Origin of the sequence: Anaerocolumna jejuensis DSM 15929 (assembly GCF_900142215.1) — a bacterium.
GTDB lineage: Bacteria > Bacillota > Clostridia > Lachnospirales > Lachnospiraceae > Anaerocolumna > Anaerocolumna jejuensis.
On the sequence record NZ_FRAC01000021.1, the window covers coordinates 53,992 to 67,070 of the forward strand.

The following is a 13,079-nucleotide window of genomic DNA, read 5'->3' on the forward strand; positions in this document are numbered from 1 at the left end:
CTTTCGATTATCCCTTCCTGCCTTAATTATTTATATTCCAGCGCTTCCTTGCAGCAATCAAAAACCGGTGCTCATTATTCGATATATAGCTCTTTTGATTTATTTCTTCTTTTAACTCTTTTAACTGTTCAAAATATCTCTCAACGGAAAAATCCGGGAACTCCCACTGAATCTGCTTTGCAAAATATACCACGGCTCCCAGGTCATATAATTTCATCTGAGACATTTCTTCCATTTGCTCTAAAATAGTAAATCCGGAATTTTGCAATAACGCAGCGTTATGCATTAAATCATGATCGGGAAATGGCAGCGGAATATTTCCAAGGAGCTTTTCCACTAAAGCCCTGTCATTTTGACTTCCTACCTGCTGCGTTATAAAATACCCGCCGGGCTTGAGCACCCGGTATACCTCCCTTATATCAAAGGACTCATGCCTGTTGATAACCAAGTCGAACCGCTCCTCCGGATAATCCAGGCTATCGTCAGGACCTACATATTTTACCGTAATGCCTAAGGGCTCCAACCGCTCCTTGCATAATAATAAATTGGGCTGCCAGCCTTCCGTAACAGACAGTAAATGGTATGGATGCCCCAAGCCTGCAATAAATTCACCGCCCCCTGTTCCCATATCAAGAAGGAAATCGGTATCCCGTCTGTAATGATTCAGAATTTCGGTATAGTCCCAGGAAAGGCACTCACTTTCCCATCTGCCATTCAAATAACTGAAATCCCATCCCTGGAAGGACTTTTGTTCTTCCTCTAATAAATATCTCTTTAAATCCATATCGCTCATTTTGCACATCTCCTTGTATTTTTTCTATAAGGAAAATGGTGCAGTCCTGATAACATAGCTCTCTATTCTTCCCGATACAATCTGTTACCAGACGACTTCTGTTAAAGTCTTAAACTGCACCGAGTATTTATCTCGCATCTTCCACATAATGTGTTCACCTCTTTCAATGAAAAGCTCCCTATAAGAGCTTCTTAATAATTATAACAATTTTACCATTACAGTCCAAGCTCATTACTAAATTATTTATAGAAAAGTTGTAGGATCACAATACGAAGTTCTATTTACCATATAATTACATTTAAATTATCCTTTTTTAACAGATTTATTATATAAACTTATTTGTGGCAAAGGAAAAAAGCGGTATACATTGCTTACTGCCTAAGTTCAATTTCTACAAAAGAGTATAGATGGGAGTTTAAGGAGGTTTTTTATGGTAAAAAAATGCTTTATGTATTACAAAAGAATAATTGCAGCAGTCATGCTCTATGTCATGATAATCAGTTCTGTCTGCATGGATGGGACAGGTTTATTGGTAATGGCAGCAGAGGAAACAGGAGAGGAAAAATTTTGCGAAAACCTTTCCGAAAACCTTTCAGCCATTCCTGCCCAGGAAAAAGAACCGGCGGAACAGGTAATGAATGATGAGACCGTAACGGCAGCCGCAGTAACAGGTTCTGCTATAACAACCAAAGCAAAAGGGTTATTTATTACGGAAATCTACCGTAATTCCATGCCTGAAAACGGCAATGCCAATGAACAGGGGGAACCCCTGGAGTTCGTTGAATTATATAACAGTACAGATGAAAATATCCGTTTTAATGAGGAGTATACCATAAGCAGTGTATCCGGCTCGGCAATAACCTGGAAGAAGTTGACGGTTGCTGGAATTTCAGGCAGTGATGTCATCATACCCCAAAATAGTGCGGCACTGCTATGGCTGAGTAAAACAGATGTGAAAGGCCCTCTAACAGCAGAAAAAGAAGCAAATTTCAGAAGGAAATTTAATATTAATCCGGAAGTGCCGGTTTATACTTTCATGGGACAGGACAGCCTGAATAGTACCAGTGGATTTCAATTGGAAAACAGAAATGGAATTCCGGTATCCTCCATCCACTATACGGCAGGTGAATTGGGAAGCATCCATCTAAAAGTAACAGGGACAGGCAGTGCTATGGCTATTTATAAGCAAACTGCCGAGCCTTCTCCTGGTGTGGTGGAAGAAGAACAGCTGCTGTATGAAACCAAGCCGGTGCCGGATACGAATCCGCCACGGCTTGCCTGTGATGATTTTAAAAAGCAGATACAGCTTGGAGATTCCATAACTGTAAAAATGACATCAAATGAAGCTCTCCAGAGTGCGGAAGTCACCTACGCGGCCAGCATCAGCGGAGCTGAAGGCGCCGCTGCGAAGGTCTCTATGGTTCCTACAGGAGAAAAGGACGGAATTTTCACCTACGAGGGAACCATCAAACCGGAACAGATTGGTGTTTATGTAATCCGGTTAAAAGGAACGGATTTAGCCGGCAATGAAACCAGACTGCCGGCAGACGGCTCTGCCTTTACGGTAACCGTATTAATCAGAGATACCGGCAACCGTCCAATACTCACATGTCTGGATGAGACCATTACCAGTATAGAAGAGGGACAGGAAATGAATATACCCTATTCCTATGCGGATGACATGGAAATGAAGAAGATAAGCCTATATTATAAGACATCCTCGGCAGCCGATTATAAATGCATTGAAACCACCTCCTTCCGTATTGCCGGGAAATATTTTGCAAAAATTCCGGCAGACGAACTACTGAATCAGGATTATGTAGATTACTATCTGGAGGGCTTTAATCCATACCGCAGTACAAAGACTGAGGTTAAACGGATTGCCATTCATAAAATCGATGACTTTACGGGAATCCGTACCAATTTAAGCGAAGGAATGAGCTTATCCGGTAATGTACTTATAACCGCAAAGGATAAAAAGGATAAGAATACGGTTTCCCTGGAAATTGACGGTACAAAAATGAAGCGGGTCAGCCTGCTGGAAAAGGGAGCCTTTTTTACCTTTAGCTATACCGATAATGACAGTTACTTTAAGGACGCGGTCTCCGTAGGATATAATATTTTAACCTACATAGCGAAGTGGTCCAATGTTATGGCATCCAAAGCAGTATTTGTTGACCAGTCACTTTTTACTTACCGTGAAGACGGAAGCTGTGCCATAACGGTTTCCGTATGGGCCGGTACCCAGGGCAGTGCCTTCGAAATAGGGAATGAAAAAAATAATGATGATTATAAGGCCACCGGATTTCACCTTGTGCTAACGGATGGTACCGTGTTAAATCCTGATAACGGGGTCGACCCCAATACGGTTTACAAAATGGGGGACAGCAAGGGAATGATAGAACGGCTGGACATTCACTATACTGTGCCGGCTGAAAAGGTAGATGCTTTAGGCTATGTCTGGGATACGACTTTGGAAAAGGACGGCATTCATGAGGTAACGATCAAATCTGCCACCGATACAAAGAAAATAAAAGTAAGGGTAGACAACACAGCTCCTGAGATTACTGCCAAGCTCCTCATTAACCAGCAGCTGGATAATTTGTGCCAGGCAGATATGAAATTTAATGATGCTACGGGAATAAACGAAAACTCCCTGGAAGTATATCTTAACGGCAATATACTAAAAGAGCCCTACACCTTTAAAGGTTCGGATTTACTGGAGGGAACCAATAAGCTTGTTATAAAGATAATGGATTTAAACGGGAATCAGGGAATCCAGACCATTGACTTTACCTATACAAACGGTAAGCTAGTCGTAAAAAGCATGACCCAGACCGGAGGAAGCAAGGACAGTATTTACTTAAAAGCAGTCCTGGGAGATACCGTTAAGGATCATACAAAGGTAACTTTTTATGAAGGAAAACGGCTGGAGACCGGTAAAGAAATTACCATCCGGCAGGGCTCAGGGGATTTTACCGGCAGCAGTGTGCCCGGAGCACTTGGCACCGTATCTTCCGGAGAAGGGGAATATCCCTACCAGATATATGATATACAGGCCGATGGCAATCCAAGCGACATCCTTCAGGTAAAACTAAATGCCTCTGCCGATTATAACAAACCCTTACAGCTATATGTATATAATATTAAGACGGACAGCTGGGAAATACTGAATACCAATGAAGAGGACGGTATGTTAAAGACTGAATTTATTTTGGAAAACCATACTCAGAACGGCCTTGCAAAAGTAATGGTTCAGGCAAGGGGAAAGGAAACAGCTCCTTCGGTAAAAGCAGCCGGGCCGGGAACCATTAAAAATACTTATCAATGGGATGGTCAGGGAATTCCGGAGCAGTATGATTTTTCCTTTGCCTGGATTACGGATACCCAGTATTATACGGAAACCTGGCCGGAAACCTTCACTACCATGAACCAATGGATCGTAAGCCAAATAAACAACCAGAAAATTAAATATGCCATTCATACCGGTGATCTGGTAGATGAATTTGAACAAACCTACCAGTGGGAATGTGTCGATAAAAATATGAAATATTTTGAAGAGGCCAATCTCCCTTACGGCGTTCTGGCCGGCAATCATGATGTGGCTGCCGGAAATGAGCTGTACGAAAATTATCTGAAATATTTTGGAGAAAAACGGTTCAAGGATAGCCCGGTTTATGGCGGCTCCTATAAAAATAATCTGGGACATTACGATTTGCTTACTATTAACGGGGAAGAATTTATCGTATTATACATGGGCTGGGATGTTTATAAAAATGAAGTTGAATGGATGAATAAGGTATTGCAGCAGTATAGTGACCGAAAAGCCATCATATGCCTCCACCGCTATATTACGGAAAAGGGTGCTCTGGATTATACCGGTGAGCTGGTACAAAAAGAGGTGGTAGCCAAAAATGCAAATGTTTTTGCCGTATTAAACGGCCATTATCACGGAGCAGCCATTAATATTACTGCCTTTGACGATAATCATGATGGAGTGAAGGAACGCAGGGTATATCAGATTTGCACCGATTACCAGTCGGCTGAAAGAGGAGGCACAGGTTATGTAAAAATGCTCTATTTTGACCTGGCTAACAATAAGATATATATGAATTCCTATTCCAGTGAACTTAAGGATTTTAATTATTTTAACGCTCCCAAATTAAGTTCCTACCAGGCCGGGGTAATTGCAGCGAATCAGGATATCTATGAACTGGATGTGGATTTCAGCAGAAACCCCCGCTCCCTGACTGTTACCTCCCTGGAGGCGTCCTTATTCACCGGTAAAGCAATCGGTGTGGTTGAGAGCGTGAACGGCGGGGCTGAAATGGAATGGAAGGGACTTGTCAAGGATAAGGAATATGGCTGGTATACGGCTGTTAAGAATAATTCCGGTTTACTTACCCGCAGTGAAGTCAATGAATTTGTCTACCTGCCGTCAGCAGAACCGGAACCGCCCAAGAAGCCGGAGCCTTCAAATCCGGAGCCTGTAACCCCCTCACCTTCAAATAACACTCCCCTGATCACTGGGGAAGCAGCAAAAGAAAATCCGGAATACCGGATACCGGAAGGCTTAACTGCCGTTTATGGAGATAATCTGGCACAAATAACACTGCCGGAAGGCTTTGCTTTTGAGGAGCCAGGAGATACCTTAGTCGGAAATGCCGGGCTTCAGACCTTTAAAGTAACCTATACACCGAAAGATACGAAAAAGTATAAAATTGTTACCGGGATTGAAGTTCAGATAACGGTAAAAAAGGCAAAAGCAAAATTTATAGCTTCTGAGGCATCCGGCTACATGAAGGTTAATGGCGGGTCTTCCTTTTCCATAAAAGCCAGGACGACCGGTAATGGCAGAATTACTTACCTCTCCGATAATCCTAAGGTAGCAGCAGTTGACGGAAATGGCACCGTAGCGATTAAGGGCCCCGGAAAGGCGGTAATAACCTTAATAGCTGCAGAAACCGGGAATTACAAGGCAATAACAAAAGCCATAACCCTTGTGGTAAAGCCGAAAAAAGTAATCATCCAAAAGCTTGAGCAGAAAGCTTCCAATACCCTTACATTATCCTGGAAAAGGGATACCGGTGCAACAGGTTATGAAATAACCTATGGTTTAAATAAAGGATTTACTAAAGGAAAAAAGGTTATTTCTGTTAAGAGCAATAAAGTTACGGTAATGGATTTGCATACTCTAAAAATAGGAACTGCCCATTATGTCAAAATACGAGCTTATAAAACAGTCGACGGTAATAAGCTTTACGGCTCTTACAGCACTGTGAGGAAAATTTCAAAAGCAAAATAAACAGGAATGATAAAAGACCTGCCCATAAGGTAAAATCTTATGGGCAGGTCTTTGTAACATGGGATATTTTGTTTATCCTGCATATGGGTAACACAGGTATACTTGCGAAACAAACAATGTACTCCAATTTAGCACCGGGCATAGGCATTAAAAAACTAACAACTAATATTACAGTTGGTAGCCCGACTTAAATTAGCGTTATTAAAAGAATAATAACCACCAAAATGGAAATCTTGAATCAAAATCATGTCTTCTGTCGAATTCTCCTCTTCTGTCAAATTCATGTCTTCTGTCAAAATCCATTCTTCTATCGAATTCTTCGCGCATTTCTCTTCTGTCGAAACCTCTTCCGTCGAAGCCCCTTCCTTCAAAACCTCTACCATCAAAGCCCATTCTAGGGTCAGTTTGAGAATAATCCATATAAATATTCCTATTTTCATGATTTTATAAGATTAATATATGCAAAGCAACAATTCATTGACACTCTCTGCCAGCTATAAATATTCCGTTTTCAATGTACATTTAATTCTCTTCTATTGCGTAAAGAGAGCGGTAGCAAGTCCGCTCTCTTTGTTATCCTATCTTCTTTTCCAGTGCATCTGTACGTCTAATTAATAATTCATGTACACTTTGACCTCATCAATAATCATTCAACCCATTGCTTTAAGTTTTGCAGTGTCTTTCATCTGTTGTCGTTTTAAATATTTTAATGACTTCATAAGGCCAGTTACTTTTTCAAGTATCAAATCAAGTTTTTCCGCATTAGTCATATCATTACCCCTACAATTCTTACTTGTTAAAAACTTACCTTTCTTAACTATCATTACTATAAACCACAATTGGTTTATTATCAATATAAATAATTTAATAAAGGTTTAAAAAGTAGACTGGATAGGGTAATGCAGTATGAATTAAAGTGCAAGATATTATACTAAATTTATTGTTTTATTATATGATACTATAGGCTTAAAACCCAGAACCTTCCAGAATCAGCTGCTTTTTGGATTGAAACAATGGAACGCCCAGTTTAGGGGATTTACAAGCCATTTGTGGATTGTAATGGTCTTGAGTAAAACATTCCCAACCGTACTACGACTCAGGAAATCCCCCAAGATAAAGCATTTTAATAGAATTTACCAACGTCAGCTGCTTCCTGGATCGAAACAGTATGTTTTATATTTATGCTATTTTGATACATTTTGTTCCTTACGTGTTCCTTGCGCATGCTGGTTTATTTGTAATTGTGTTATTTTCTATTCCCCTGGTGCAATCTCCAGGGGTTTTTATTGTTGCTCTCTTGCTATTTTCTCTCCTATTGCATCCAGTATAAATTTATTCCTGAAATCATATTCGGCCTTTCCTGCTGCCGTGCTGTACTCTTCTTTCCTTTTTCCTCGCTTATTCTTATAATTTCTATAGTGTATTTTATCATTTCGCTATTTTTGTTAAAATGCTTCAATGATTCTAACAATTCTTCTTTTGTACTTGCTGTGGTTGACGCGCTATTATAACCATCTTCTATGGCATTGTATTTCTTTATATAAAAGGATTCTCTTTCAAACATATAAAAGATTGACTCCATACGGGATTCTCTCTAAAATCTCAATATCAAATTTATGTTCCTGTTCAACTGCTACAAGTAATTTGTTTGAGCATTTCTTGTTCTCAAAAGATTTTATATGCTGGTATATCCTCTTTTTAACGTTCTTGTATGAGCCAATATATCTTTTTCCGTTTTCTTTATCAATAAGTGCATATACTCCGATTCCATCGTATTCAGGGATATTCATTATGGCTTCTCCTTTATATCTCCTATTATATCTCCAGGCTGGCAATCTAAATATTCGCAAACATTTTGTATCGTCCTAGTGTCTATATGTCCTTTTCCATAACGCATCTTTTCCACAATTCCTGGGCTTATTCCGGCTGATTGTGCTATCAGAAATATCAATTCAGTAAAACTCTTGCATATGGCTTTCAATATCACCAGTAGTCATCCCTTTGGCATACATGGAAAGAATTTTTTCCTCCATACCTTGGTTCAAAGTGTTTTAATATTTCTTTACCATCTTAGGTTCAAAATCTCCGTTACGATCATGTGGAACATCCTGTTCCATGTCCCCATAGCTGATATGCATCGTCTTGGTATTATAACCGTTTCTGCTGTTATCAGTATCTTTATTTCGGTAATCATACTTGGAGTAACCTAATTCTTCATCCATTTCTCCATCCAGGCTGCCTTCCAGGATAACCGACATCATTTCTCTCATGAGAGCATTGACATCTGTTCCATTCTTAACCGGATTTTCCTTCAGGTATCCACTAACCATCTCACGTAGAGCTCGTCTTTCGGAAGACTCGTCCCTTCTTCTTTTCGCTATAAAATAAACCTCCAAACTGAGCAATTTTATTTTACATCAGTTTGAAGGTTTACACAAACTTTAGGATACGCCCAAATTAAGCCCTAGTAGCTTCATTAATTATGTAGTTTAGCTAAAGCAAGCTTTATATTATTAATTATATTTTCTTTACTTTTCTGAGATAATACCCTGTTTTGATTTACTAATATAGTTATTGATGCTAAACTTGATCCTTGATATGCTTTAAGAATGGCTTCTTTCCCAATTAATACTGCTTCTAACCTTGAATCGCCTACATCAAGTTTAGCGATTTCATTTTTTAACCTAATGTATGTCTCATTCATACCTTTAACATCGTCAAATATATTATAAATATCAAACAAATCCTTCAATAAATAGCTAATTAAATCACTTTTATTATTAATTATACCTTCATTAATACATTTAATAGCAGCTTTTTTATTCTTATTTATTGCAGCTTCATAATTGCCCATAATCTGATAATACATCCCATTATTATCCATCTTTCTATACAATTTTTTAACCAATTCAACAATTTGATCTATTTCGTTTTTAATATCATCAGTTCTATTTTTTTTATGTAATAAACATTCAAAATAAGCTTGCATAGAATAAATATTATTTTTATCTTTATAAAAATTTAATTTTGCCAAATCAAATGCCATATCATATTGTTGAGAAGAAACGTATATTGATACTAATTCCCTTCTTGTTTTCATGTCGTTTGAATTTTTTGCTAAAACTCTGTTATAACTATTCTCTGCAAACTCAAAATTACCCGCTAATCTATAATTAAAACCTTTCAAAAAATTATATGTATTATATCTATTATCTGTTTTAAAGTATTCTACACGTGCATCGAATTCATATAATCTTTTTCTGGCTAAAGCCAAACAAAAATAATACATTATTTTATCACTAATTTCATCATCATATGTCTCAATTTTATTATTTTCAATTAATGTATTAACAATGGAAATTACTTTGGAATATTGTCTTTTATTATATAATTCAATAACCGACTGCAAAAAAACAGTTGAGTATAGAAATTTTTCCGGAATTTTCTTACCTTTCTTAATATTTGCTTTAATATAATAACTCAATTCTGAAAAATCAAATGCATCTGTATATACTTCACTATTACATTTTTTCTCAAATTCTTCAGCATTATTAATTAGCATTTGTTTTATATCATCAAGAATTAAGTAATTATTTCTTTGAATAAAATTTTGTAAAAAAGAATTTATTTTTATATACTCATTTGATGATCCAATAGCATAGCAAATAGAAAAAGATTTAAATTTATAAAATGCTTCTCTATATATTTCATCATTTTTTATTATATTATTTATTATTGTAATTGGTGTTGTTTCAAAGTCTGCAAGTAGAGCCAATAATGACTTGTACTTATCTTCATTGCTTTCATCAATTGCTAAAAGCAAAATTTCAGATGATATTTGTTCAGGCATTTGATCTATAATGTATGAATGTTCCTTGACGTAATCAATGTTTTCTTTTTTCGCTAAATCTACACAATATTTTACTTGAGGGGGATAACCAGATAAACAATTTTGCATAAATTCAATATCTTCTCGTGAAAATTCAATATCTTCAATTTTTGAATATGTACGTAATAGTCCAGCTGTATCTGTTTTAGATAATTCAGATAATGGAATATAATAAATATCAGTTCTTTTTTTTATTCTAAATTCATCTAATCTTATTGTACTAATAATGTATACAGATAACTGTGGTTTAATTTTTTGCAAAGACTTTTCAAACCAGAATTTTACGTTCCCGTCCAAATTAACAAGACACATATTGTCTTCAATAATAATATGTTCTTTGTATTCTTGTGCTTTAATTAATAATTCACTCAATATATCTATCTTGTCTTCAATATTATTAAATTGTATTATATCTTCTAATTTCAATTCTCCTAACCCTAAATCAGATAACTTTAAAATTAAATCATTAATAGATTCATTTCTATTTAGTGTTATTATCATTGGGTAATAATATGACTCTATTATTTTAGCATCTTGCAAAGCAGCTCTTACAAAACTTTTTCTTCCTACTCCACTTATTCCTGAAATAACTACACATTTTAATGGACCTTCTAATAAATCATCTATTCTACTTTTAAAAGCCAACTTATCTTTATCTCTACCATAAAAAAAATTATATTTATTTTCATATTTTGTATCAGACTCCATTAAAATATTTATTAATCTAGATTTTATCTTTCTAAATGCAATTTTGGGATTATCTATATGTCTTAAATTATAACTTAAAAAACCTTTTCTCAAGAAATATGCAATACGTTCATCATCATACCTAATATTGGTATCAATTATCAAAGGATATATTTGGAATATCCTATTGGAATATATTCCTAGTTTTTCTATAGCATTATTCAACTCTATTTTTACCCATTCAGAATTTAATGAATCATTGGAAATAAAATATACAAAAATATCTGTTTTATCTAAACTTTTAAATACTTCATTAATAGTTTTTGTACCAATTTCAAATTCATACTCATCACATATACAATTGTCATATCCTAATAATTCAGCGACTTTTCTCACATAAGTCTTATCAGTGCTACTGTGTGATAAAAAAACTCTCGCCATATATACCTCCCCTAGTACTTTTTTACCATTATATACCTTTATCCAATAAATAACAACATAAAAAGACACCCCAAACACTCCGATTAACAAAAGATGGAATGTCTATTAAACCAGGTGCTCCATGCAGCATAAAGGTATAAAAATAGTGATAGTTCAATTGAAACTATGCCAAAAAAAGTTAATATCCAAGAATATACAGACATTTTAAAACTTGGTACCCCTGCTTCCCTTCAAAGTCCTAAATCCGGTAGATTTTTCACTAACGTTAACGCAAAAGAATGGATATTAATATACGAATTTGGAAGAGTGCATCATGTAATGAATTTACTTGAATGGGCCATAAACAATTGTGAAAAGTTCAAAAAAAATCAAGCGACAAATCATCTCAACAAATTACACATGGTTTTAGCACTGTAAAGCGCACTCTTTTAGGAAAATGCAACCAATCCGTAACATACAAGGGATGGACCTTAAAATTACAATAAATTGATTCTCCGCATTGTACCAAGCATACATTTATAACCAAGGCAAAGGAGGTTCGTATTAACAAATATGATATGATGTCGGGGTCAAAAGGTCATTTCAGAAATGACACGTTGTGAAACTGCACAATAAAAGTATTTCAGAAACTGTTTTTAGAGCATTTGAATGCTATTATTTTGTGCATATTCAACATAGAATTTTTGATTTTTACCTTTTGACCCCGGCATCATGATATTAAGTTAATGGCTGGTAACGAACTATCAGATGTTACCGTAAAGGTTTATACTCACCGTAATACTGTGAAATTTCTGAAAAAGGAAATAATTAAAATAAAATAAGCAGGCACATCATTACTCGTTGATATGCCTGCTTATTAATTAATTATTTTTGTTCCTTACCTATACTATTTAATATCGTTTCACATTATCTCATGTGTAGTATTTAAGCCACTTTTTAGAACTTTCCAGCGTCTGCTGCTTCCTGAATAGCTACTGCTACAGCTACTGTAGCGCCGACCATAGGATTATTTCCCATTCCAATCAAGCCCATCATCTCTACGTGAGCGGGAACGGAAGAAGAACCTGCGAACTGAGCGTCGGAGTGCATTCTTCCCATAGTATCTGTCATACCGTAGGAAGCAGGACCTGCTGCCATGTTATCGGGATGAAGAGTTCTTCCTGTACCGCCGCCGGAAGCTACGGAGAAGTACTTCTTGCCCTGCTCAACACATTCCTTCTTGTAGGTACCTGCAACGGGATGCTGGAATCTGGTAGGATTGGTGGAGTTACCGGTAATGGAAACGTCTACGCCTTCCTTATGCATGATAGCAACACCTTCTGTTACATCGTTGGCACCATAGCAGTTAACCTTTGCTCTGTCTCCTGTGGAGTAGGATTTACGGAATACTTCCTTTACTTCACCTGTGTAGTAATCCATCTGGGTTTCTACGAAGGTAAAGCCGTTGATTCTGGAAATAACCTGAGCGGCATCTTTTCCAAGACCGTTTAAGATTACTCTTAAGGGCTCTTTTCTTACCTTGTTAGCGGAAAGAGCGATACCGATAGCACCTTCTGCTGCTGCAAAGGATTCATGTCCTGCAAGGAAAGCAAAGCACTTAGTCTCTTCTTCCAATAACATCTTTCCTAAATTTCCGTGTCCTAAACCAACCTTTCTCTGGTCAGCAACAGAACCGGGGATACAAAAAGCCTGAAGTCCTTCACCGATTGCAGCTGCTGCATCTGCTGCTCTTCTGCAATCCTTCTTGATGGCAATGGCAGCGCCTATAAGGTATGACCAACAGGCATTCTCAAAGCAGATAGGCTGGATGTTTTTTACCTGGTTGTATACATCAAGACCGGCTGCTTTTGTAATCTTTTCTGCTTCTTCAATAGAAGCTATTCCATAGCTGTTTAATACAGCATTGATTTTATCTATTCTTCTTTCATATGATTCAAATAAAGCCATTTTATGTATCCTCCTTC

Annotated in this window: 8 protein-coding genes and 1 pseudogene; 1 reads left to right on the forward strand and 8 read right to left on the reverse strand. The window is 36.9% G+C overall.

Annotation, left to right across the window (positions count from 1 at the left end):
• Positions 1 to 22 precede the first annotated feature (22 nt).
• Entirely contained in the window at positions 23 to 793 is a 771-nt protein-coding gene (locus BUB77_RS19085) for a class I SAM-dependent methyltransferase (RefSeq protein WP_073278442.1), read from the reverse strand.
• 430 nt (positions 794 to 1,223) lie between these two features.
• Between BUB77_RS19085 and BUB77_RS19090 the strand changes: the two genes are divergently transcribed.
• A complete protein-coding gene (locus BUB77_RS19090) occupies positions 1,224 to 6,098 on the forward strand; it encodes a metallophosphoesterase (protein WP_073278443.1) in 4,875 nt (1,624 codons plus the stop codon).
• Between the two features lie 201 nt (positions 6,099 to 6,299).
• On the opposite strand, the gene BUB77_RS19095 is transcribed toward BUB77_RS19090, so the two are convergent.
• The 7 genes and pseudogenes from BUB77_RS19095 to BUB77_RS19130 form a co-directional block, all read right to left on the reverse strand.
• Positions 6,300 to 6,518, reverse strand: coding sequence for a hypothetical protein (locus BUB77_RS19095; protein ID WP_139241245.1), 219 nt, complete (start codon positions 6,516 to 6,518; stop codon positions 6,300 to 6,302).
• 892 nt (positions 6,519 to 7,410) lie between these two features.
• Entirely contained in the window at positions 7,411 to 7,662 is a 252-nt protein-coding gene (locus BUB77_RS19100) for a hypothetical protein (RefSeq protein ID WP_073278445.1), read from the reverse strand.
• On the reverse strand, positions 7,655 to 7,888 hold the full coding sequence (locus BUB77_RS19105) for a GIY-YIG nuclease family protein (protein ID WP_073278446.1): 234 nt from the start codon (positions 7,886 to 7,888) through the stop codon (positions 7,655 to 7,657). The genes BUB77_RS19100 and BUB77_RS19105 overlap by 8 nt, the downstream gene beginning before the upstream one ends.
• Positions 7,888 to 8,085, reverse strand: coding sequence for a helix-turn-helix domain-containing protein (locus BUB77_RS19110; RefSeq protein ID WP_242962548.1), 198 nt, complete (start codon positions 8,083 to 8,085; stop codon positions 7,888 to 7,890). Before BUB77_RS19110 ends, BUB77_RS19105 begins: the two co-directional genes overlap by 1 nt.
• Positions 8,054 to 8,428 (reverse strand): annotated as a pseudogene (locus BUB77_RS19115) (transposase); the annotation flags it as partial. The pseudogene BUB77_RS19115 and the gene BUB77_RS19110, both read right to left, overlap by 32 nt.
• Positions 8,429 to 8,574: 146 nt before the next feature.
• On the reverse strand, positions 8,575 to 11,115 hold the full coding sequence (locus BUB77_RS19120; RefSeq protein ID WP_073278448.1) for a toll/interleukin-1 receptor domain-containing protein: 2,541 nt from the start codon (positions 11,113 to 11,115) through the stop codon (positions 8,575 to 8,577).
• Between the two features lie 936 nt (positions 11,116 to 12,051).
• Entirely contained in the window at positions 12,052 to 13,062 is a 1,011-nt protein-coding gene (locus BUB77_RS19130) for a GGGtGRT protein (RefSeq protein WP_073278450.1), read from the reverse strand.
• Positions 13,063 to 13,079: the final 17 nt, after the last annotated feature.